This window comes from Paenibacillus wynnii (assembly GCF_000757885.1).
GTDB classification, from domain to species: domain Bacteria; phylum Bacillota; class Bacilli; order Paenibacillales; family Paenibacillaceae; genus Paenibacillus_AQ; species Paenibacillus_AQ wynnii.
On record NZ_JQCR01000002.1, the window covers coordinates 2,193,372 to 2,216,642 of the forward strand.

The 23,271-nt window shown below is 43.0% G+C and carries 21 protein-coding genes and 1 pseudogene; 15 read left to right on the forward strand and 7 right to left on the reverse strand.

The features are described from left to right. Positions 1-4: 4 nt before the first annotated feature. From PWYN_RS12495 to PWYN_RS12505, 3 genes and pseudogenes are all read left to right on the forward strand, one after another. A complete protein-coding gene (locus PWYN_RS12495) occupies positions 5-424 on the forward strand; it encodes a DUF3139 domain-containing protein (protein ID WP_036652084.1) in 420 nt (139 codons plus the stop codon). Between the two features lie 446 nt (positions 425-870). Next, a pseudogene (locus PWYN_RS30655) lies at positions 871-1,198 on the forward strand (M15 family metallopeptidase); the annotation flags it as partial. 230 nt (positions 1,199-1,428) lie between these two features. Further along, entirely contained in the window at positions 1,429-1,932 is a 504-nt protein-coding gene (locus PWYN_RS12505; RefSeq protein WP_052087918.1) for a VanZ family protein, read from the forward strand. Here PWYN_RS12505 and PWYN_RS12510 read toward each other — a convergent pair. Beyond that, complete coding sequence (locus tag PWYN_RS12510; RefSeq protein ID WP_036652089.1) at positions 1,906-2,334, reverse strand: MarR family winged helix-turn-helix transcriptional regulator; 429 nt, start codon at positions 2,332-2,334, stop codon at positions 1,906-1,908. The two genes, PWYN_RS12505 and PWYN_RS12510, sit on opposite strands and share 27 nt — an antisense overlap. Positions 2,335-2,455: 121 nt before the next feature. Between PWYN_RS12510 and PWYN_RS12515 the strand changes: the two genes are divergently transcribed. Then, positions 2,456-3,040 carry an NAD(P)H-dependent oxidoreductase gene (locus tag PWYN_RS12515; protein ID WP_036652090.1) on the forward strand — a complete coding sequence of 195 codons (585 nt, stop codon included), beginning with the start codon at positions 2,456-2,458 and terminating at the stop codon, positions 3,038-3,040. A gap of 35 nt (positions 3,041-3,075) precedes the next feature. Here the strand turns inward: PWYN_RS12515 and PWYN_RS12520 are convergent, their stop codons facing one another. Further along, complete coding sequence (locus tag PWYN_RS12520) at positions 3,076-4,347, reverse strand: sensor histidine kinase (RefSeq protein WP_036652093.1); 1,272 nt, start codon at positions 4,345-4,347, stop codon at positions 3,076-3,078. Continuing rightward, the gene (locus PWYN_RS12525) at positions 4,347-5,024 is read right to left on the reverse strand and encodes a response regulator transcription factor (RefSeq protein WP_036652095.1); all 678 of its coding nucleotides are present in this window, start codon (positions 5,022-5,024) and stop codon (positions 4,347-4,349) included. The genes PWYN_RS12520 and PWYN_RS12525 overlap by 1 nt, the downstream gene beginning before the upstream one ends. Positions 5,025-5,639: 615 nt before the next feature. Here PWYN_RS12525 and PWYN_RS12530 point away from each other — a divergent pair. The 5 genes from PWYN_RS12530 to PWYN_RS12550 all read left to right on the forward strand — a co-directional run bounded on the left by PWYN_RS12530 (position 5,640) and on the right by PWYN_RS12550 (position 10,663). Beyond that, entirely contained in the window at positions 5,640-6,383 is a 744-nt protein-coding gene (locus PWYN_RS12530; protein ID WP_036652097.1) for a polyphosphate polymerase domain-containing protein, read from the forward strand. After that, a complete protein-coding gene (locus PWYN_RS12535) occupies positions 6,376-7,059 on the forward strand; it encodes a DUF4956 domain-containing protein (RefSeq protein WP_036652099.1) in 684 nt (227 codons plus the stop codon). The genes PWYN_RS12530 and PWYN_RS12535 overlap by 8 nt, the downstream gene beginning before the upstream one ends. A 28-nt stretch (positions 7,060-7,087) precedes the next feature. Continuing rightward, positions 7,088-9,043, forward strand: a complete 1,956-nt coding sequence (locus PWYN_RS12540; RefSeq protein ID WP_036652101.1) for a carbohydrate-binding domain-containing protein — start codon at positions 7,088-7,090, stop codon at positions 9,041-9,043. Positions 9,044-9,260: 217 nt separating this feature from the next. Then, entirely contained in the window at positions 9,261-9,833 is a 573-nt protein-coding gene (locus tag PWYN_RS12545; RefSeq protein WP_036653775.1) for a TetR/AcrR family transcriptional regulator, read from the forward strand. A 59-nt stretch (positions 9,834-9,892) separates the two neighbouring features. Further along, positions 9,893-10,663 (forward strand): SDR family NAD(P)-dependent oxidoreductase, encoded by a 771-nt coding sequence (locus tag PWYN_RS12550; RefSeq protein WP_036652102.1) that lies wholly within the window; start codon positions 9,893-9,895, stop codon positions 10,661-10,663. 120 nt (positions 10,664-10,783) lie between these two features. Here PWYN_RS12550 and PWYN_RS12555 read toward each other — a convergent pair whose 3' ends face one another. Next, positions 10,784-11,212, reverse strand: a complete 429-nt coding sequence (locus tag PWYN_RS12555; RefSeq protein ID WP_036652105.1) for a DUF1259 domain-containing protein — start codon at positions 11,210-11,212, stop codon at positions 10,784-10,786. Positions 11,213-11,426: 214 nt separating this feature from the next. On the opposite strand from PWYN_RS12555, the gene PWYN_RS12560 reads away from it, so the two are divergent. Further along, on the forward strand, positions 11,427-12,173 hold the full coding sequence (locus PWYN_RS12560; protein ID WP_036652107.1) for an ABC transporter ATP-binding protein: 747 nt from the start codon (positions 11,427-11,429) through the stop codon (positions 12,171-12,173). Next, entirely contained in the window at positions 12,170-14,134 is a 1,965-nt protein-coding gene (locus tag PWYN_RS12565) for an ABC transporter permease (RefSeq protein WP_036652109.1), read from the forward strand. Before PWYN_RS12560 ends, PWYN_RS12565 begins: the two co-directional genes overlap by 4 nt. A 30-nt stretch (positions 14,135-14,164) precedes the next feature. On the opposite strand, the gene PWYN_RS12570 is transcribed toward PWYN_RS12565, so the two are convergent. From PWYN_RS12570 to PWYN_RS12580, 3 genes are all read right to left on the reverse strand, one after another. Continuing rightward, positions 14,165-15,175 carry a sensor histidine kinase gene (locus PWYN_RS12570; protein WP_036652110.1) on the reverse strand — a complete coding sequence of 337 codons (1,011 nt, stop codon included), beginning with the start codon at positions 15,173-15,175 and terminating at the stop codon, positions 14,165-14,167. After that, positions 15,172-15,843 (reverse strand): response regulator transcription factor, encoded by a 672-nt coding sequence (locus tag PWYN_RS12575; protein ID WP_036652112.1) that lies wholly within the window; start codon positions 15,841-15,843, stop codon positions 15,172-15,174. Before PWYN_RS12575 ends, PWYN_RS12570 begins: the two co-directional genes overlap by 4 nt. A gap of 90 nt (positions 15,844-15,933) precedes the next feature. Beyond that, positions 15,934-16,824: a diacylglycerol/lipid kinase family protein gene (locus PWYN_RS12580; RefSeq protein ID WP_036652114.1), complete on the reverse strand. Its 891-nt coding sequence runs from the start codon at positions 16,822-16,824 to the stop codon at positions 15,934-15,936. A 199-nt stretch (positions 16,825-17,023) separates the two neighbouring features. Here PWYN_RS12580 and PWYN_RS12585 point away from each other — a divergent pair, with 199 nt between their 5' ends. The 4 genes from PWYN_RS12585 (at position 17,024) to PWYN_RS12600 (ending at position 23,214) form a co-directional block, all read left to right on the forward strand. Beyond that, positions 17,024-19,465 (forward strand): DUF1533 domain-containing protein, encoded by a 2,442-nt coding sequence (locus PWYN_RS12585; protein ID WP_036652116.1) that lies wholly within the window; start codon positions 17,024-17,026, stop codon positions 19,463-19,465. A gap of 36 nt (positions 19,466-19,501) precedes the next feature. Then, positions 19,502-21,244: an S-layer homology domain-containing protein gene (locus PWYN_RS28055; RefSeq protein WP_052087919.1), complete on the forward strand. Its 1,743-nt coding sequence runs from the start codon at positions 19,502-19,504 to the stop codon at positions 21,242-21,244. A 131-nt stretch (positions 21,245-21,375) separates the two neighbouring features. Then, positions 21,376-22,233, forward strand: a complete 858-nt coding sequence (locus tag PWYN_RS12595) for a MerR family transcriptional regulator (protein ID WP_036652118.1) — start codon at positions 21,376-21,378, stop codon at positions 22,231-22,233. 51 nt (positions 22,234-22,284) lie between these two features. Then, a complete protein-coding gene (locus tag PWYN_RS12600) occupies positions 22,285-23,214 on the forward strand; it encodes an NAD-dependent epimerase/dehydratase family protein (RefSeq protein ID WP_036652122.1) in 930 nt (309 codons plus the stop codon). Positions 23,215-23,271 lie beyond the last annotated feature (57 nt).

A 23,271-nucleotide genomic window follows, 5' to 3' on the forward strand; every position in this document is an offset into this window, starting at 1 on the left:
TTTATTGCATCCCATAACAGTAATAGAAATCACAGCGTCGGTTGTTTTTGTCATTGTTATATTTCTTATAGCCTTACTATTGCCAGATAGGGTTAGGAAACTTAGTTTAATTACTGCCTGTTCCATAACTGTACTATTGCTTGTATTCTTTGCACTTCGTCCCTATTGGATTGATTATCAAGTATCACAAAAAACAGAACAACTTAATCAATATTTGGAGGAAAAGTACCCTAATCAAGAGTGGGAAATTAGTCGACAAGTAGGTAGACAATATAACGCGTACCACTTAGAAGTTACCTTTAAGAATGAAAAAGGATGGATTTATACCTATTCAGTAGTTAATGAAAAAAACATTCACCAGAGCGCTTGGATGCCGCCGGGAGGAAAGTTCCCCGATGGAGGGAAACATTATGAACAAAATTAATGATAATAAAGCCATAGTTTAAGAAAAACTTTATATTTGCCTCGCTTTTTTTTAACTATTATTCTCTATCCTGAATGTATGAGGAACAGGCGCTAAGGGGGAAATAGTGGATGAAGAAGTGGGGCTTTTTTATATTTATCGTATTGTTGCTGGGGTATGCCGTTATTTTGACAACAGAGTACTTTGGGCAGCAACAAGAGAATACCCTTAAAGACTATGGGGATCAGGGGATCAGTCAGCAAAACTACAAAACAATTAAAATTGTTCCAAAGGATCAAGTGTACCAAGGGGATTTATTGTTGGTTAACAAGGATCATCCGGTCCATCAGGAAGGTGTGAAATCCGATATTGTGAACTTGTTTGAAGATAAGGATTTGACCCAAGGCTATGTATTGCTAGATCATAATATAGAACTGTCCAAGCATGTAGCACAGGAGTTTCAAAGGATGGTCCAGGCTGCTGACCAAGAGGGCATTAATCATTTTCTAATTAGCAGCGGCTACAGAGATTTCGAGCGACAGGATGAGCTTTACCGTGAAAAGGGTACAGACTATGCTTTGCCCGCGGGCTACAGCGAACATAACTTGGGGTTATCCCTTGATATAGGCTCTACACAGACGGAGATGAGCAAAGCGGATGAAGGGGAATGGCTGCAAAACAACGCATGGAAATACGGGTTTATTTTGCGATATCCCAAGAATAAAGCTGAACTCACAGGTATTCAGTATGAACCGTGGCACTTTCGATATGTCGGGTTGCCTCATAGTGCCATCATGCAGGACAACAATCTGGTGATGGAGCAATATTCCGATTTTCTGAAAGAAAAAAAGAGGCTTTCCACCGTTGTGGAGGGTGAGGAGTATAACGTTTATTATTATTCGATGTCTCAAGACATCCTTAGAGTACCGGAAAACGGCCAGTATGAAATATCAGGAAATAATACGAATGGCATTATTGTGACAGTGAAAAATTGAAGTACATAAAAGAGCAAGGGGGGGTTACTGGTGAAATACACTACATCTTTGAAAAAGATAGTTACAGCCATAGGGTTTGTTATCTATCTGTATGCATTGATTAAGCTGATTCTATTTAAGTGGGGTTCTGTTGACATCCATTTCTTGCTCTATCAACTGAAGCATACCTTACAATATCCTAATCATATCTTTGATCGTCCAGGCAACTTTACCCCTTTCAAGGAAATCTCAAGAGGAATTGACACCTTGTCTATCTCTAATCCATTTTCGTCTACGAATCTGATAGGTAATGTTCTGGCCTTTATTCCACTGGGTATCTTCATACCTAAGCTTTTTAGATCGGGAGAGGCGTTATTCATAAAGGTATTTCTGTTCTCCTTGGCTCTAAGCTTATGCTTTGAGGTGACCCAGTTGATTCTGTTTATGGGTACCTTCGATGTGGATGATCTTATACTGAATACTTTGGGTGGAATTCTAGGTTACATTGCCTTCAGAATTCATAATTCTTCAGTAAAACACCTTGCTATGAAGTAGATCGAGCGCACGCTCGATTTCTTGCAGTTCTTCCTCTGCAACCTTTTCCATATGCTTCATAAAACGGGCTTCAATGCGCTGGAAGGTCTCGCCCATCATCGCCGCCCCTTTTTCGGATAGTCGAATATACTGTTTGCGCCGATCTCCGTCATCTGTAACTTTTTCGATGAATTGTTTCTCGCCTAATTTTCTTAGCTCACGACTCGTATTCGGCATGGACATGAGCATACATTCACTGATTTGGCTTAGCGTGACCGGCTGACTAACTGCGATATATTCAAGAATCTTATATTGAACAGGCGTAAGAGCTTCGGATTTCACATCTTTGGTCAGCTCATTTGTAGTTTGATGAACGGCAGCCGAGAAGGCCACGAATTTTTGGAACAGGGTATGGTTGTTCATAGAATCACCTCTATTCAAACGATAGCAAAATAATTATCATAAAACAATTATCATTTGACAACTAATAGTTGAGCGTGCTACCCTTTTCTTATCAAATGATAAGTATATTGGGGGCCTTAATATGAAGATGCTAATTGTTTATACTCATCCGAACCATCAGAGCTTAAGTTATGCATTTTTGCAGGAAGTCATCCGGGGTAGTGGGGAGAATACGGCTGTTGAAGAGGTTCGGGTATTGGATTTATATGAGGAAGGATTCAACCCCCTATTGGTTTTTAATGAAACAAAACGCAGGAGAGATATGCACAAGGACCCGGAGCTAGCTCGGTATCGAGATCAGCTATTATGGGCTGACAAGATTGTTTTTGTCTATCCGATTTGGTGGGGACGTCCTCCGGCTATGCTTATGGGTTATATTGACCAGATGTTTTCTTCTGGATTTGCGTATAAGGAAACGGGCAAAATGTTGCCGGAGGGGCTTTTGAAGGGGAAATCAGTAGTTTGTATCTCCAGTATGAAGGGACCTGCCCTTTATCCGTTGTTCTGGCTGAATAACGCACACAAGACCTTAATGCGAAGAGCACTTTTTAGTTATGTGGGTATCAAACAAGTGAGATTCTTTGAATTTGGCGGTATGGAGAGTCCTCGGGGCAGGCACCAAGAAAAATTGAATAAGGTCTATCAATATTTCAAAAAGGCGAACTGAAACTAAAAAAGCCCCATTTCTGGGGCTATCCTTCCTTACGATAGGTGAACATAAAACGTGGTGGACTCACCGATCACGCTTTTGGCGTAAATTTTTCCTTTGTGCTGCTCAATAATGGATTTAGCAATAGCTAGACCTAGGCCATATCCTCCTTGCTTGCGGGCTCTGGATGCATCCGTACGGTAAAATCGGTCAAAGATCCTAGTCAGGTGTTCCGCAGCAATGCCCTCCCCGGTATTGGTTACCGATAGAATTACATCGTTCTGTTGCTTTTTAAGAGATAGGGTGACCGAGCCTTTAGGATTGGCATATTTGACGGCGTTATCCAACAGGATCATGACGACCTGCCTGATTTGTTCGCTGTTTCCGTACACCGTCAACTGAGGTTCAATGTCGTACTCAAGCAGAATATGTTTCTCAAATATAACGGCTTCCATGGTCAAAATGATATCCTCAACGGTATCGCTTATATTGAATTTCGAAAAGATCATATGGGTCTTGGAGTCATCCATTTGGGTCAGGTACAGAAGGTCGTTGGTTAGTTTGGTCATTCGCTCCGTTTCCGATTTGATATAGTACAGCCATTTCGACTGATTGTGAATGGTGTCTCCGCTATTGGACAAGAGCACATCAGTATTGGTATTAATGATGGCCAGAGGTGTCTTGAGTTCATGGGAGGCATCGGCAATAAACTGCTTCTGTTTATCGAAAGCTTCCTTGACCGGCGTGATCGAGCGATTCGCAAAGAACCGGCTTGTAAAGAATAGGGCAATTAGCATCACCGATCCCACAAAAGCGAAGGTGTAAATAAGATTCGTTAAAATATCCTGCTGGTCGGTGACGTCAAGGAATACAAAGATGTATCCCGCATCCGTTGGCTGAACGTTAAAAGTCCAGTGACTCCCATCCAAGTTAAACTGACCCGTGTCCTTGTTCATTGATACTGCTTCCTGCAGCGCAAGCTCATAAATTTCATTGTCGATATCAAATTTGGAGTTTTTGTCGATAAGGACCCAGTCCTTATCGGTCTGAACCGTGAAGAATACCGACCGATCCGGCGGATTTTTCCCGTTGTCCATAGGGCCGTCTTCATCCATTTCGGGTGTAGTCGGCTCGATCGAGCGTGGGTGATCGAAATTGCCAGGGAATTTCTGATTAGAATCGGTTAATTTATGCAGCTCCATGTCAATACTTCTCCGAACATCCTGATAGGTAATCATGTATATGGAGGCAAAGGCGATAAGCATCATCACAGAGATGGTGGCTAGGTTAACAATAAGAAATCGATTTCTAAGCTTAGTGAACATTAGGTTGTCACCTCTAATACATACCCTACCCCGCGGAGCGTGCTAATACGTACCGCCGAATTCAAGAAGGTCAGCTTTTTTCTCAAAAAAGAAATGTATACTTCCACGTTGTTGTGTTCCACCTCGGAATCGAAACCCCATAGTTTCTCAATAATCTGCTCTTTGGAGGTTACGGCCTGTTTCCTCAATATCAGCAGCTCCAGCAGCTCACTCTCTTTTAAGTTCAGCTTCATTTCCTTTCCGTTAACGGAGAGCCGCAGATTCGCTGTATTGAGTTCCATATCCCCGAACTTTAAAGCATCATCGGGTACAACCTCACCTTTACGTCTTAACGCCGCTCTTATTCTTGCCAACAGCTCTTCCGACGAAAAGGGTTTGGCGATATAATCATCAGCCCCATGGTCTAGACCTGTCACCATATCAGTGATTTCCCCTTTTGCGGTAAGAAAAATAACGGGTGTCGACAAACCTTCATTCCGAATCTTCTTCAGCACGCTGAATCCATCCATTTCAGGCATCATAATGTCGAGCAGCAGCAAATCATATATACCGCTTAAAGCGTAATCTAGACCGGATCTGCCGTCATGTACAGCATCTACGGAGTAATTGTGCTTCTTTAGTATTTGAGTTAAGGCCTCCGCAAGATGAAGCTCGTCTTCTACGATTAATATCCTCATGGGTTTGCCATCCTCTATCATTAATTGTGGATCTGTATATATAAGATGAACTTAAGGCTCAGGCGTCACTACCGTGAAGATTTGGACTTCCGGCCGCTGTTGTATCCAGATTTCTTTGATTTAATCCGCTTTTAGCGGTTGAAATCCGGATACAAAGGCGGGCGCTATCGCTCCTACAGTTCCAAATTTTTCTATCGTTCCTTTTCGCTTTTTTTATTTTCTTTTGTTCAGCTTATATAGAAACAATTATATCAAGTTTACCTTTAGCGAACCTTAATAGGATGAAGTAATGATCAGAACCACCTCAATATTTTATGCGGACTGTAAAGACCCTATTGGAGTCGCAGGCTGCATTATCAATGATGATGTGGACACAGGAGACGCTATTGAATGGAAAACACCTTCTTATAGATAGAAATTCTCTCAATAGTGCCCCTAGTGTCCGCATACCCCGCAAATTGCCCTGTTTTGAACAAATAGGGTCTTCTGAGTCCGTACAAATATTAAAGCATTGTAAAATCATTTAAGATTCATTAAAGGTTCGGGGGCTAAGATTCAAACATGAGCAAACGAGATCACCACACGAGAATATAGAATAGAAAGGATCTGCCCCCTATGGCTATAGAGGTGTTTAACCGATACGAGAACAAGTACTTGCTTGATCATGAGGCCTACCTCACATTCTACAATAGATTATTGGAGTATATGGAACTGGATGAGTACAACAAGCAGCATGAGTTTTATTCCATAAGTAATCTATATTTTGATACACAGAATGATGCGTTGATTCGAAACAGCCTGGCGAAGCCGAAGTATAAGGAAAAACTCCGCTTAAGAGCTTACGGCGTTCCGAACGAGGATGCGAAGGTTTATCTGGAGATCAAGAAGAAGGTATTCGGGCTGGTCAATAAAAGAAGAACGGCGCTTCAATTAAATGAAGCCTATGATTTTGTCCGTACCGGACTTGAGCCCGAGTTCAAGGATTACATGAATAAACAGGTCATCAATGAAATTACTTATTTCCTAAAACGCTATGAATTGCAGCCCAAAGTGTACTTGGCTTATGAGAGAAAGGCGCTATTTTGTAAACAAAACCGCGATCTCAGAATCACCTTCGATACTAATATTAGAAGCAGACGGTATGATCTTAAGCTGGAAAATGGGGACCACGGGGAACCCTTGGTGGAGAACGGCCAATGGTTGATGGAAGTGAAAGCAGAGAAGACGGTTCCGATGTGGCTGTCGAGAATGCTGTCAGAACATGAAATGTTCCGTACAAGCTTCTCCAAGTACGGTAATGAATATAAAAAAATGCTGAAGAACGGCAATGCTGAAAGGGAGAGTGTCATCTATGCTTGATTCAATCTTCAACACAACTCTAACCAATACAGAGTTAAGTTTAACTAACGCAATTATAACCATCCTGTTATCCATTGCATTAGGCGGCATTATCAGCTTCACCTACATGAAGACCAACCCCAATTCATATTCACAAAGTTTCACCTTGACTATGGTCTTGCTTCCGGTGATTGTGGCGATCATCATTCTTTTAATCGGCAGCAATATCGCAAGGGCCTTCAGCCTTGCCGGAGCTTTCTCCATCATTCGGTTTAGAAGCGCACCCGGCGATCCTAAAGATATTACCTTTGTCTTGTTCACCATGGCATCCGGACTGGCTTGCGGAGTGGGTTCATTCGGTTACGCCGTATTGTTTACAGTTATTCTGTGTGTGCTCATGTTTATCCTTAATCATTTTAACTTTGGCGTAAGAAAAACATTGCAAAAAATGCTTAAAGTGACGATTCCAGAGAACCTGGGATACGACGAGGCCTTCGACGAAATCTTTAAAAAATATAACATTAGGTATGAGCTTAAGAAGATTAGAACAACAGAGCTTGGCAGCTTGTATGAACTGGTATATGCCGTTTCGATGGATGGGCTAACGAACCAGAAGGAATTCCTCGATGATATTCGTTGCAGAAACGGCAATCTAGATATCTCGCTAACCATGAGTCCTACCTCGACTGACTATTAAATTAAACGACTGAAAGGAAAGATGAGATATGAAGAAGCTTATAACAGGGAGTAAATTAAGTAAATTATCGATGGTGTTCATGTGTGCGGCCTTAATCGCTGCTTGTGGAAATACATCTGAGGCACAGACGAATGACGAGACGGCATCAACAACGACAACCGCAGCGAAGAGTACAGTGGCTACTGAGGGGCAACAAACCAGCATAAAGATGTCCGATTTGGTGACCTTTGATGAGAAGGATCAATCTACGGATTGGAGTGCAGAGAATCCGGTTCTTATTCAACTGGAGGGAACAAGCGCCAGCATTGAAGGTTCCGGGGCTGAAGCAAAGGATGGCTCGGTGATGATCACAGCAGCGGGAACCTATGTCCTTAGCGGAAAGCTTACCGAAGGCCAGGTTGTCGTAGATGTTCAGGATGAAGGAAACGTTCGGTTGGTGCTGAACGGTGTGGATATTCATGATAGTGACAGCGCGCCGATCTACGTCAAAGAGGCTAAAAATGCGATGATAACACTTATAGCGGGAACAGAGAATGTTGTTACCGATGGAAAAACCTACGTGCTCGCGGATGATTCAACAGATGAGCCCAATGCAGCTATTTTCAGTAAGTCAGATCTGACGATTAATGGAACCGGTAAACTGTCGGTTCTCGCGAACTACAACAACGGAATAACAAGTAAAGATGACCTGAAAATCAGAGAAGGAACTATTGAAGTTCAGGCTGCGGATGATGGAATTCTGGGACGCGACATGGTTGCCGTTGCAGACGGAAAAATAACGATTGTGGCTGCAGGAGACGGAATCAAAGCAACCAATGACACCGATGCTGCTAAAGGATTCATTGCTATAGCAGGTGGAACGTTTGATGTTAAGGCCGGAGCTGATGGAATTCAAGCGGAAACAACGGTGCTGATTGATGGCGGTACCTACACCATGGTTACTGGCGGCGGTAATGAGAATGGTGAAGTCAAAGTGGAAGAAAGAGGGCAAGGCGGTCCATGGGGCGGCGATACAGCCCAGTCCAGCACCGACACTGAGATTGAATCGGAAGAAACGGAATCACAAAGTGCGAAGGGTGTGAAAGCTACAGGGAACATTGTTGTTAATAACGGCACCTTTACGATTGATTCTGCAGATGATGCCATTCACAGTAATGGAAGTGTAGTTGTATCTGGCGGAGAACTCGCTATTGCATCTGGCGATGACGGATTACATGCGGGTACCTCGCTAACGATTTCCGGCGGACAAGTCGATATCACCAAAAGCTATGAAGGAATCGAAGGATCCGTGATCACGATTTCAGGTGGTGAAACTCATGTGGTCGCCTCTGATGACGGAACGAATGCGGCAGGTGGAACAAATAATCTGCTCAATATCACCGGAGGCTACTTAACTGTTAATTCTCTAGGCGACGGATTGGATTCTAACGGATCTCTCTCCATGTCCGGCGGCACCGTGGTTGTGAGCGGTCCAACCGGCAACGGCAATGGCACCTTGGACTATGACGGCACCTTCGAGATGACCGGTGGAACCTTGGCGGCGGCTGGGAGCTCGGGAATGGCCCAAGCACCATCGAACGACTCCAGCCAATTCTCTCTCCTTATGAGTTTTCCACAGACACAGAAGGCCGGAACTTTAGTTCATCTGGAAGACAGCGAGGGAAACAATATCATGACCTTTGCCCCTGCAAAGGATTATCAAACGATTGTGATCAGCTCGCCGAATCTGAAGAAGGCTGGTTCGTACACTCTCTATTCGAGAGGGACATCAACTGGCAGCGAAGTCAGCGGCTATTATGCGGACGGAGAATACTCTGGCGGCACGAAGGTGATTGATTTCGAGATTACAACAAGCGTGACTTGGTTGAATGAATCGGGAGTAACGGCCGCTCAAAGCAACAATTTTGGTGGAGGCGGTGGAGGAGGTAGATCCAAAGGCGTAAGACCCGATGGAGCAGCCCCCGAAGGCGATAGCTCAATGTAGCGGAAGTCTAAAAAGGAATACTGGAACATGCAAGCCCACTCTAAGTCAGGAGTGGGCTTTTTGTTACTTCCCGCACCTTACAGGTTTATAAGACTTGTAAGGTGGAGGTGGGAAATGAGGCTGTAGCACAGCCATAGATATCCGCAATATTACAAGGGGAGCTCGTAGTAGCAAGAAATGTTTGACATTCTACCTACTGGTAGGTAATATAAGGAATATGAACAATAACACGTTAGATCAAATTTTGGATACTGCGCAGCGGCTGGTTCAAACATTAGGCTTTAATGCGTTTAGTTATGCGGACATCTCAAAAGAAGTCGGTATTCGAAAGGCAAGCATTCATTATCACTTCCCCAATAAGGCAGACTTGGGAGAAGCGTTAGTCGGGCGGTATCATAATAATTTTACTACCGCTCTAAAGCAAATTGATGCGCAAATACCAGATGATTTGGAAAAGCTGCGTCAATTCACTACGCTTTACAAAGCAGGGCCCTTACAAGATTTTCGTCTCTGTTTGGGCGTCATGTACTCAACCGACTACATTACGTTACCAGAGAGAGTACAAGACAAACTCACGGGGTACTTTTCCACTAATCTAACCTGGCTGGAGCAAGTAATGAATCATGGATTAATGGCGGGAACGATCACCTTCAAAGGTTCAGCAAAGGCCCAAGCTCTTAAGTTTCTTGCAGCACTCCAAGGCGCACAATTGCTCGCACGAAGTTTTAAGGACATCGAGAAATTTGAGGAGATAGCCGAAGAATTAATAACTGCTTTAGCTAAAAACTAAAGCAGTTATTTTCTAAATATAACCTACCTATTAGTAGGTAAATAGAGGAGCGTGTAAATGTGGATTTTCAAGGTAAAGTGATTATTATTACAGGTGGCGGCAGTGGCATGGGGAAAGCAACAGCGATTGAATTAGTGAAATTGGGGGCTAATGTTGTGATCAATGGCCGACGGGAGCAAGTATTATTAGATGCTGCGGCAGAAATTGATCCAACAGGAGAACACGTGATTACGGTAGTGGGAGATATAAGGAATCCTGAAACTTCTGCAAGAATTATGGAAGAAACCATTAATACATTTAGTGGTATCGATGTATTGATCGTAAGCTCAGGAATCTTTAAGCCCACACCTTTTTTAGATCATTCCGAGGCAGACTTTAACTCCTATATGGATACTATTGTGAAAGGAACATTTTTTATTGCGCAAGCCGTTATCCCTGAGATGATAAAGCGTGGGGGTGGAGCCATCGTCTCCGTGGGTTCCATGTGGGCAACTCAGGCCATTGGTGCCACACCTTCAAGTGCATACTCAGCTGCCATGGCGGGGAGACATGCGTTAACCCGTAATTTAGCTATAGAATTTGCTAAAGATCATATTCGCATAAATACCGTAGCTCCTGCTGTAGTAGAGACACCTGTTTACAATAGCTTTATTCCCCAAGATCAAATGAGAAGTGTATTAGATAGTTTTAATACGTTTCATCCACTTGGAAGAATTGGTCAGCCCAAGGATATGGTGTCCGCCATCTTGTTCTTGGCTAGTGAAGAAGCAAGTTGGATTACGGGAGCCCTTTTACCAGTCGATGGTGGTGTAACTGCGGGTAGGCATTAATTAATATCATATTTAGTACGGTAAAAGGGGAGTAATCAAGAATTCCTTATTAAAATTTTAGAATAGAAAAAACAGGTCACCGCTAATTTAGCGGCAGCCTGTTTTTTGTTGTTCCACAGATTATTTTTTTACCATTACGGGTCGAACTATTTTAGTGGTCAGTACATTTAGTGCATCGCGGGTATTTCTAGCGAATACCAACGGTTTTTCCACCTTTTCGAAGTGAATGTACCAAATGTTGGGGTTGGTGAATAACCAGTGATTATGGAGGGCGGTTACTTTTATCCCATGCTTGCGAAGACGTGAAATAAACGGATTGATTTCAGCAGTCAGAATAACCGTCTCGCCGAGGTTTAAGGCTCTTCCGTCACGGCCAATACTTTCAAATGAAAAGGCTTGTGGAATCGTTAAAAAGGATTTTGAATTCTTGCCTAGTATTCTAGGTTTAATATTATTTCTGACCGACGAAGCTGTGCAAACCCCATTTATAACTTGTGGGGTAGCTCTTAAAATGGTTGCATATTGTCTGCAGAGTGGACTGATTGCCATTTTCCCAACACCTCCATATATGAATCTACTAATAGGATATGAAGGGGGAAGCAATATGGAAGGGCCTTTCATAGAGAGGATATGCCTCTTTTAAGCGTTGTCTACAATAACTAACTCTGATAGTGACAAAAACGTCACGTAGCTTCGTGTTACTTCTATGGTTGCAAATCGGAAATGTATCTATAGTAGTAAACAGGAAGGAAGGGGAAATACGATGCAAACCATCATTCAAACTAAAAATTTATCCAAAAACTATGGCACAACAGCTGTACTCAGAAATATTGATTTGGTGATTGAGGCCGGAGAACTTACAGCGGTTATGGGACCCTCAGGCTCTGGGAAATCGACACTTATGAATGTGTTATCTACAATTGACCGATTTTCCGGAGGAGAGGTGTGGCTGGATGGCAAGTCATTGCTTGATCTGAATAGAAAATCGCTGAGGCAGTTTCGCCAGGAGCGTATGGGGTTTATTTTTCAAGACTATAACCTTCTAGATACGTTAACGGTAAAAGAAAACATCCTGCTGCCGCTCTCATTGCGTAAATTTAAGGCGGAAGAGATGGAGAAGCGGCTGCTGCCCATTCTGAAGGCGCTCAATATTGAGGACATTCTTAATAAATATCCAAATGAAATATCAGGCGGGCAAAAGCAGCGGGCGGCATCGGCTAGGGCAATCATTACGAAACCGGCGATTGTATTCGCTGACGAGCCGACGGGAGCGCTTGATTCAAGGTCAGCGACACAACTATTGGAACAGCTTGTTAGCTTAAATGAAGTGTTTGGAACGACGATCATGATGGTTACACATGATATCTATGCAGCGAGCTATTGCAAAAGAGTCATTTTTCTGCGCGATGGGGGTATTGTGAATGAAATCTATGCAGGCGATCAAATCCAGAAGGCTTTCTATGATCGTATTCTGGAAACCCAGAGCCTTATGGGAGGCAAATCGCGATGACCCTGCTCGATCTAACGATTCGGAATGTAAAGCGAAATTTCCGACTCTATAGTATCTATTTATTTTCCATGATTACGGGTGTCATCATTCAATTTACTTTTTCTTCCCTCATGTATAACGAAGATATCATGGATGCGCTGCAAAACCGGGATAACTTCCAAATGGGTGTAGGCATTGCGTCTGTTGTGGTCTTTATGTTCATCATTTTCTTCATTCTGTACGCCAATTCGTTCTTTATGAAGCAGCGTAAAAAAGAGTTCGGGATGTATCTGCTGTATGGCTTGAGCGAACGGCAAATTACAATTATGGTGTTCTATGAAACGCTGTTTATAAGTTCGATTTCTTTGATTGCAGGTGTACTGCTTGGGGGATTGTTGTCCAAGCTCTTCGGAATGCTGCTCATGAATTTAATGCAATATGATCAGGTCATCTCGCTGTCGTTCCCTGTTCATGCGATGGTTTCCACAGCCGGTTTGTTCCTTTTGCTTGCTATCATTATTAGCGTACAAAGCTATGTGATGGTGAACCGGGTGCAGCTTACGGAATTGTTCCATGCCAAGCAAAAATCAGAAAAGGCCGTAAAGACCTCCCCCGTCATGGCGATGATTTCATTACTTTTGCTCGGGATGGCTTACGCTTTGATCAGTAGCGGGAAGGGATCCGTATTCTGGGAGGATTATGCCACATGGAGTATGGTTGCTACGACCATCGGTATTATAGGAGGCACATTTCTGTTCTTCCGTCAATTTTCAGGCTGGCTGCTCCAAACTATAAGTCGCAGGAGCAAATACCACGAAGGAAATACGGTGCTGTGGAGTTCTTCCTTACGCTTCCAAATTAGGGGAAATACCTTGAATTTAACGTTTATTTCATTGTTCAGTGCGGCAATTCTGATGTTGTTGTGTTTCATGACAATCAATTATAAGGTACAGTTTGAGGCGGTGGAGAGGAATTTACCCAATGATATAGCGTTTCAGTCGCTGGATGTTGCAACAAACGGTAAAATTGATGATCTGATCAAAAGCTCCAACCACGAAATTCGCTTCCACCTCACGGAAGAGTTAGTAGAGGCGTCCCCTGTGACGGATATGCATGTGGCTTTTGATAATCCTGAATATTTCACACCAGGTGTCCTACTCGTATCTCAGCAAACCTACAATGAGTTTGTCGCACTGCGGGAACACAAGCAAAACGTTAGTCTGCAAGGAAATGAAGCGGTTGCCCTGTCCCAAGGGGCAGACTTTCCAGAGCCGTATGCACCGGGCCAACAGCCAAGCTTTACGGTTAAGACGGATAAGGAAACGACGTTTAAGTTAATTGAGAAAAAAGACTATGCATACCTAGGCTGGGCCTCGCATCCCGTGAAGTCCATGATCCTTAAACCTGCGGTAATCGTAATTTCAGATGAGGCGTATCAAAGACTACAGGATCATGCGAACATAAGGTCGTTTGAAATCTATGGGCTTCGTGATGCTAGAAATGCCGAAGACTTATCAATGCAAGTACACACGATCGTCACACAGACGCCAGATGCCTATTATTCCTCGTTCGCAGACGTGTACTCCAAGCAAATTGAAGGGTCATCGTTGATGCTGTTTTCCAGCGGTTTTCTATCCCTCATTGCTATCTTTGCGCTAGCCAGTGTCATATACTTCAAGCAATTGCGCGAAGCAACGGATGAACAGCTGCAATATTCAATTCTCCGTAAAATCGGCGTCGATAACAGTCAAATGAAAAGTGTGATTCGCAAGCAGCTATTGTTTGTTTTTTTACCGCCACTGGTACTGGGAGTGCTTCACAGTTGGTTCATTATCAAGTATTACATTCTTGATTCTGTACAGGATTTTCACGGCCTTACAGGTATGGTCTGGAGTATAATGGGTGTCTACTTCTTGATTTACCTGTTGTTTTACGTCTCTTCCACAAATATTTACTATAAAATCGTGAATGAGAATCATTAGGATACGTAAAAACGCAATGACCTATAGCGGTTATTGCGTTTTTGGCGTGTTCTTTTGAAGCATGTTCAGGTGTGGATCATGGTTCTTCGGGAAATGGATTATGAATTCTGTGAAGCTACCCATTCCTGCGGCAGATTCACATGAAATGTAGTGTCCCAGCTTTTTTGAAAGCTCTTGGGCCAGATATAAACCCATACCTGTCGATTTCTTAAATACGCGTCCGTTCGTACCGGTAAATCCCCGATTAAAAATTCGCGGCAGATCCTTTAGGTCGATACCGATGCCGTTGTCACGAAGGATGAGCTGCTTTTCTTGCTGTGTAACATGTGTTGATATTGAGATTTGCCCGTGATTATTTGTATATTTCAGGCTGTTTGTAACGAGCTGGTTGATGATAAACGACAGCCATTTCGAATCGCTTTGTACTATAGTGGGTTCTACATCCAAGTGGATGCCTATTTTTTTAGAGATGAACGTTTTGGAATGTGATTTAACGGCTTCTTTGGCCATCAACTCCAAATTACAGTTCACGATTTCATAGTCTTGATTGAAGCTGTCGAGCTTGGCATAATACAAGGCTTGATCTACGTAGTGCTCAATTCGTGACACCTCTTCGTCCAAACTCTTGGGGTCGGTCTCCGTTTGCTGCATCAACCGTAAGATCGCAATGGGTGTCTTAATCTCGTGGAACCAAGAGACGATGAAGTCATAGTATTCCTTTTGCTTATCCTGCACATCGTTCAAGGCACGAATATGCTTAATCTCTAGCTGCTCAATGGCCTCACGGTAAGCTTCCGCCTCCAGTGACAGCGGTTCGGTGTCTACATCGTACATACAGCGGATGGCCTGAACATTCTTTAGATAGCGGTAGAGTAGGAAGGCTGCCAGACAGAAGAGGTTCAATATCAACGAATAAAAGAATGTTTGCCAACTCCATGAAATATGGGGGTCCGTAGCAAATACGGAAATCGTAAGAAGGAATCCTAAGGCATACAAGAACAGATACGACCGTTCATACTTGATGAATCGCCAAAATCTCATTCGATGATATACCCCATTCCTTTACGCGTGACGATAAAGTCTTCTAGCCCCAGCATTGAAATTTTGCGGCGCAGGCGGTTCACGTTGACCGTTAGAGTATTGTCATCCATAAATTGCTCATCATTCCAAAGCACGTGCATCAAATCATCCCGGGAGATGATTTTTCCAATATTGCGCATCATCGTCTGCAAAATAATAAATTCGTTTCGCGTCACCTCCGCCGTCAGCTCCCCATACTGGATAGTCGAGTTGGATATGTGAAAAATAAGCTGTCGGTGGGCTATTTGTAAGCTTTCATCCTGGTAGGTGTAATTACGACGCAATAGGGCACTTACTTTTGCCACGAGAACATCCAAGTCAAACGGCTTCTGGACGTAGTCGTCTGCCCCCATATTGATCGCCATGATGACGTCCATGTTTTGATTACGTGAGGACAGAAAAATAATAGGCACTTTGGAGACGGAACGGATCTGCTGGCACCAGTAAAACCCGTCGAATAAAGGTAAATTAACGTCCAGCAGCACCAAGTGCGGCTGACCTGCAATGAATTCGTCCAATATTTGCTCAAAGGTGGACACCTCTATGACCTCGTATTGCCATTTACGCAGCGTCTCCGCTACGATTGTTCTAATTTTCTCGTCGTCTTCTACGATCATGATTCGAAACACAAAGGATTCCTCCAGCTTAAATGAGTTAGGATAACGTAATTATACCATCGTTAAAAGGGGGAATGGGTAAAGAAGTCGCCGGTATCCCCGCTATTCCACCTCCGGCACAATCACCTCGATATGACGGGGCAGAATACTTAGCTCGATGGGCAAAAGAGGGCCTTCTTCACCGTCTACATTGGTTCGAACGGGCTCTGGTGAGCTTACACGTACATTCTTTGCCGTAAAGTAAATAACATCCTTATGCTCCTTCAAGTTTCCGAACAGTAAAGATAAGCTGACCGAAATGGTACTGAAGATAGTAAGGTCTTTGATAATAAAGCAGTGAATTAGACCGTCGTCTACAGCAGCATGGGGAGCCAGCTTCTCAAATCCGCCTACCGAATTGGTTAAAGCGGCCAGAAAGAGCGGGGATTCTCCTACCCAAATCTTTTCATCGTGCTGAATAACAAAGGGGTGGGCGGAGATGCCCATCAGTTCTTTGATGCCTTCTTTTAAATAGGCAAAGGCACCAAGCTTCGATTTATCTTCTGAGGATACGGATGATAATGATTCAGCGAGTGAACCTACGGCAACGACATTAGCGAACAACTCTCCGTTCAATCGCCCCATATCCACCCTCTTCACTCTGGATGATGTGAGTGTTAGAATCGCCTCTTCGGGATTCAGTGGGATTTGCAATGCGCGGGCAAAATCATTGACCGTGCCAAGTGGGACCACACCAAGTCTCGGGCGGTGATCCTGATCCATAAGTCCATTGATCGTCTCGTGAAGTGTGCCATCCCCGCCGATGGACACGACCAGGTCATAATATTCCTCGCAAGCGGTGATACAATAGCGGGTCGCATCCAGTTCTTTAGCCGTTTCTTTGACGATAACCTTATATCCTTGGGTACGTAGACTCTCTTCCACGTTACTGACATATTCTAGAGCTTCTTCTTTGCCGGAAGAGGGATTAATAATGATCATGGCTTGTTTCATACACATGCTCCTCACTATAGGGGATATGTTTCAGTATTTACTTGTATATACCCTAAAAGATGTTCTTTGCTGCTGCATTCTCCGCAAATTCCACCCTACTCTTTTTTGTCGAAGTTTGTCATTTTGCCGTCATTGGGGAGAGTTATACTGAGTTTTAGTAGGATTTTAAATAATAAAATTTAAGAGGTGGGGAATTCAGATGGTAAAAGGAAATAAGAAATTCAGGCTAAGCCTCATGAAAAATGTAGCAAAAATGATGACAGTCGTAATTACAATGGTAACAACCCTAACGATTTCACCCATTCACGGCCATGCTCTGAGCATTATAACGGACACACTTGTTTCAGCAACAGCAGAAGTGAGTAACGACAATACAATAGTAACTGTGAGCTTTAATACTAGTGCGATACCAACTACGAGTTTAGAAGATTTAAAGTCGAATATTCAAATTGAGCGTTCGGATTCTGACACCTTCGTTGATCTCTCCGTGGATAATGGAAACAATGAAATCGGTATGACACCTGAAGGCGCATTGGTAATCACCCTCGATACTGCGCTCACAGGTACAACAAATGCTATCAGCGTAGCTGCTGGATCAGTTATGAATGAGGAGAGTGTTCCTTCCGATGCAGATATTACTATCTCTGATATCTCAGCACATGATATTACCCCGCCAGCTTTTGTAGGCGCTGTTTCCGATGACGGCAATGATGTGTATTTGAATTTTGATGAAAACTTCTCAATCAATGCATCTCTGGATTCGGACGAAGATCAAATCAACACTTTTCTAAAAAGCAAATTGAGTGTTGCTACAGACGGGGAACATTTTGTATCCGTTACGGCACACCAAGGCGACATCTATCAAAACAATTCCAGACAAATTTATTTAAATTATGATAATGATATCAAAGTCATATTAGGAACAAACACCATTATAAAAATCGCAAGCGGCACTCTAAAGGATGTAGCTGGTAACCTTAATGAGGAAATGAATTTACAGGTTAGCCCTCCAGTGATCCAAAGCACCGCAATTAGCAGTGACAATCATGATGTAACCATTACTTTTAATGAAGATGTTGTAGGCAATACAGAATCTTTAGAAAATTATATTTATTTAGTAAGAGGTTCGAATTCCATTTGGAAGCATTTGGTTGAAGGTGATACGGTAAAGATTGAATCTGGAAAGCTGAAAATTCACTTTGTAGAGGCTTTATCAGGAAAGACGAACCAGATCTCTATTAATGGAGGAGTTCTTAAGGATAGTGATGGAAATGTCCAAAATGATTCCAGACTCACCGCTTTAATAGAAGCCAACGTTGGTGGTATAGACCCTGCCCCGGCAGATACGACACAGCCAACCTATCTATACTCCTACTTTTCAAATTCATTTCAGGATTTAAATGTAGTATTTGATGAAGATATTCATAATGCCACGGCGGATGAGGCGAGCTTTTTACAAAATGTACAATGGTATAATTCCAATAACTGGTACTACAGTCTTCCTTCAGATGCTACGGTAACCTTCTCGGGTCCTATTGCGACCATTCATTTTGCAGCACCACTCACAGGCTATCAATACTATTTTTATTTCTATCCTAATCATTTTAAAGATACAGCAGGGAATGTAATCGGTAATTATGTGAATACTAATTGGTTTTATCCTCAAAATACAGGATTTGATTTGGATGATGGGTACTTTTCGCAGGATGGCCGTTGGATGAGCTTAGAATTTGATTCTAACACTAATCTAGTAGACCAAACTCTTATCGATGGAATCTCCCACTTAAATGAGCAAATCACCCTTTCAACCGATGGCGGTGTAACCTATACAGCTTTGGATGCACAGGATGTAGTTACTGTTCAAGGGGATAAAATCAATATTTTCTTCCAAAATCCGAAGCAACAGGGCTCAATAAAAGTTAAAGTTGCTGCTAACGTAGTAAGTGATTTATACGATACTGTGCGTAATAGTGCGGTGGATGAAGAGGTTGCTTACAACACCCCAGACATTTCTGGATATGTCTTAAGTAATGCCGTAAGTGAGTTTGTATTTGCGGATAATCCAGTATGGAGAAGTCATGTTAAAGAGGTCGTAGTATACGATTCAAGTATCGGTACAGATAGAGAATTGACTTCCTCTGAATATACTCTGAGCGAAGGGAAGCTCACCATTTCGGCAGGTGTTTTCCTAGAAGATCATTACTACGAGATTAGTGTAGATGCTGATGGTTATAGCAGCAAATATTTTGAGGGCAGAGCTTATAAATCATCTGAAATATTCTATATTACTACCCCGGTAGTGAGTGTGGATAATGGAATTACTGCAAAGATAAATTTGTTTAACAATGCGTATGACAATGGTTCGATCGGGAACCAAACCGTACTATTCGAGTTATTCGACGGTACTACCCCGGTAAGTATTGTTGCGGCTAATTTAAAAGTAAATACAGGAACGTATTCAGCAAATTTCAACGTAAGCGACGCAGCTACGAATCCTAATTACACGGTCAAAGTGTTTGTAGTAAGTAAGTATAGCAGTGATTCTACGAATCTAGGGCTTAACCTAGCTACAGTAAAAACACAGCTTGAAATAAACCAAGCCATGAGTAATGTCGGTAATGACAATCATAATGATGACTAGAAAAATATGATTAACATGAAGGTGAGGAATGTCAAAGTGAAATTACGCAAGTTGAGGTTGTTGTTGATTGTAGCCCTTTGTTTTTCACTCGTACCTGCTGCGGTATTTGCAAGCAGCACAGCAGTTACATTGAATGCACTCTCCTCTATTGAGCTCGGCGGTACTGTAGTTATTTCCGGTACATCCACTCTAAATGAAGTGATTATTCAAGTACTACGCCCGGTAAAAAGTACGGTGTTCTACGACATTGCTAAGGTAAGCGATGGGAAGTTTTCGAGTTCATTTACTCTAGCCAAGAGTGAATCCGCCGGAACCTATAAGGTGATGGCTGGACAAGCGGACCAAGTAGATACCAAGGATTTAGTCGTGACAGCAGCGAGTAATGGTAGCGGTGATGGAACTGGAGTTGGCAGTGGAGGTGGAGGTGGCAGTGGCGGTCTTCCTACTGGAACGATCTCAACACCTGGCAAACCTATCACTCCGCCTAGCACCAGCTCCGTGCCGGTCCAAGTGGATACTAGCAAGAATACTGCCGTATCTACAACAGCAGCCAACGGAATTGTAACGACCGCCGTTACTCAAGGCAGTGCAGCTCTTGCCGATGCTCTTGCTAAAGCGAAAGCGCAGGATAATCGTAATGACGCTCCAATTGTGTTCATTACATTCAATAATCCCGCTCACGAGGCTGTACAGTTTAACCTGTCCTCATCTGTATTAGCTGCTGCTGCTCTGAATGCACCTAATACAATTGTTTCTCTACAAACTAATGACGGAGAGTATTCATTGCCCTTGAGTATAATTAACTTTGCAGCTATAGCCCAGCGTTTAGGGACTACAGATGCTAATACGGTTCTTCAAGTGAATATCAATCCAGTGGCCGCAAGTATCAATGCTAAAATTAAAGTTAATGCACAGAACATTGCTACTTCCCAGTTAGGAAGTGCAATTGAGTTCTCGGTTACAGCAACAGGAAACGGGAAAACAATCGAGTTGAACAACTTTGGTTCTACTTATGTGGAACGAAGCATGGTATTGGACATTCCTGTGGATGAGGCTTATGCAACAGTGGTACTTTACGATCCATTAACAGGCCAATTCTCGTTTGTACCGGCGGTTTTTAAAAAGCAGGTAGACGGTTCCACCAAGGTTACATTCAAGCGAAACGGAAACAGTACGTATACCGTCCTATCCTCCACACGAACATTCAATGATTTGGATAAGCGTTGGGCAAAGGCAGATATTGAATTGCTCGCGTCCAAGCTAGTAGTGAAGGGGACAACGGACAGCATCTTTTCGCCTGATAGTAACATTACAAGAGCAGAATTTGCCGCTTTATTAGTTCGTTCCTTAGGTCTAGCAGTGGATGCAAGTTCAACCACATTCACGGATGTGAAATCCAGTGATTGGTTTGCCGGTGCAATTAATGCGGCTGTTCAAGCGAAACTGGTAGATGGTTTCAAAGATAGCAGCTTCAAGCCGAACGACACGATTACCCGTGAGCAAATGGCGGTTATGATATCCAGAGCAATTACTGCAGTGGGTAAAGCGGGTGATATTTCCGTAAACCACAATCAATCATTGGCTAAATTTAAAGATAGTGCTTCCATAGCCAGTTGGGCTCATATGGCTGTTGCACAATCAGTTGAAGCCAATATCATTACAGGTATGACCAAGGATACCTTTGTACCATCAGCGAATGCTAGTCGGGCCCAGGCGGTTGTCATGTTAAAACGTTTCATGCAGTATGTTAATTTTATTAACTATATAAGATTAGTTTGAATCAGAACGCTAACCTACAAGGTAGCGTTCTTTTTTTTGCGGTTCGAATCGGAGCAACGGTGTCCATGATAGAATGAGTATATTATGATAACAGGAATAGTAGCTTATCTATTAAAGGGGTTGCGGGGACGATGAATCTTGATCAATATTATTCTATAGGCCAAGTGGCGAGAATCTGCTCGATATCTATTCAAACTCTGCGCTACTACGATAAAATCGGATTGGTGATTCCCAACTATACGGACCCATTAACAGGTTATCGATATTATTCTAATCGTGATCTGCTGTATATAAAGATCGTTCAGGACATGAAGGTGCTGCATTTCACATTAGACGAAATAGGGACAATGTTGAAAAGCGATAACTTAGACAGTCTCTTTGCAAAGTTCGAAACTAAGAAAAAAGAAACTTTGGAGGAGATTCAAAGGCTGGAGAAAACCGTCAAATCAATCGAACAAAGAACGGCCCGAATCCTTATGCTCCAGGAATTAGGAGGGGGACTGAAGGACCTTGATGTGCTAGTGGAATTGAAACGGATTCCCGACCGACAAATCATATCTGACAGAGGCCGGTACGTCTGCGGAATGGAGCCATCAATTATAAAGTTCACCGAGCTGTTCGGCAGGGTGGAAGCTATCGGGGGGAATCCGGGTCACATCATGACCATATACCACGAGAACATCATGACCTTTGACCGTGCGGAATCCGACTTGGAATATTGTATTATTCTTAACTCTGTAGGCCCGAATAACGAGAATATACGCATCATACCTGAGGGTGATTATATTACCGCCCTTTATTGTGGAATTCCTAACGATACCTCCTGCAAACGGATTTATAGTAAGCTGCTGCAGTGGATTGAAGAGAATGGATACGTTGAACATGGCGCCTCTATTGAACATTACATCGTGGATATGGCACAAATGATGAAGCCGGAGGAGTTTATTATCGAGCTTCAGGTTCCTGTTATAAAAGCATTGACCCTATAGTAGCTATAGGGTTTATTTTATTATTATCCAGTATTAATGAGGGGGATAATAATGAATTTAATTTTAGGAACAGGTCCGTTAGGAATGGCTGTAATGAAGGAACTTGTCGCTCGGAATGAGCCTGTTAAAATGGTTAGTTCCCATGGAAAAGCAATGGTCCCACAGGGAGTAAGGGTAGAAAAGGCAGATCTTATGGATATAGAGCAAGCTAAGAACATCATGAAGGGCTCGAAGTTCATTTATCAGTGTGCACAACCCCCGTACCAAAAGTGGGGGGAGCTAGGTATACCCTTTCAGGATAATATCATATTAGGTGCCATGGCAGCCGGGGCGAAGCTCGTTGTAGCTGAGAACATGTATATGTACGGGTTGGTAAAAGGGAGTATGCATGAGAACTCACCTATTGCTGCTACGACTAAGAAGGGTAAGGTTAGGGCTGATATGTCCCGGATATTAAGTAAATTATATGAAGAGGGTTCCCTGCAGGTCACTATAGGAAGAGGAGCTGACTTTTTCGGTCCGAACGTACACAATTCTTCTGTAGGTTCCAGGCTTTTTAATCCCATATCGAAGGGGAAAGCTTGCACGGTAATGGGTAATCCAGATAAGAAGCATACGTACACCTTTATTGATGATTTTGGAAAAGCACTCGTTGTGCTTAGTCAACACGAGGATGCCTTTGGAGAGGTATGGCATGTACCGAATGCGGAGACGGTTACAACAACAGAGTTCATAGAAAAGGCGTATGGTATTGCCGGGTTTCCTGCGGATATTCGAACAATGGGAAGAGGGATGCTGCGTTTAGGGGGATTGTTCATACCCGCAGCAAGAGAGAGCATAGAAATGCTGTATCAATTTGAAGAAGACTTTATCGTAGACAGTCGCAAATTCACCGAGCGGTTTGGTATGACAGCAACACCCTTAGAACATGCTTTGGACAAAACTTTACAGTCGGTTAGTTGGGAGTACAGTAGGGTTTAATCCAACAGTATAAACAAAAAAAGCAACCTCAAGTCTGTGAAGACTTGAGGTTGCTTA